At 68.9% G+C, this 251-nt stretch carries 1 protein-coding gene; it reads left to right on the plus strand.

The genetic code is table 11. The features are described from left to right. Positions 1 to 198: hypothetical protein (locus FS507_RS20100; RefSeq protein WP_186314786.1), on the plus strand; the 198-nt coding region annotated here is incomplete at its 5' end. Positions 199 to 251 lie beyond the last annotated feature (53 nt).

Here is a 251-nt window from a genome sequence, read left to right on the forward strand (position 1 = left end):
GAGGGGGTGAGGGGTGAGGTGGAGTGGTTGGCAGGGGGGGGGAAGGTTATGGAGGTGGAGATGGATGGTGGGGAAATGGGGAAGATGGGTGAGGTGAAGGTGGGGATGGTGGGGGACGGGGGGGAGGTTGTGGTGGGAGTGGGGAAGGGGGTGGAAGGTGGAGGGGAGGAGGAGGAGAGGTGGCGCTGGAGGAGGTAGGTGGAGGGGGTGAAGGAGGGGGGGGGGAGGGAGGGGAGGGGGAGGGGGGGGGG

The sequence above is a fragment of the Corynebacterium glyciniphilum AJ 3170 genome (assembly GCF_007673095.1).
Taxonomy (GTDB): Bacteria; Actinomycetota; Actinomycetes; order Mycobacteriales; family Mycobacteriaceae; genus Corynebacterium.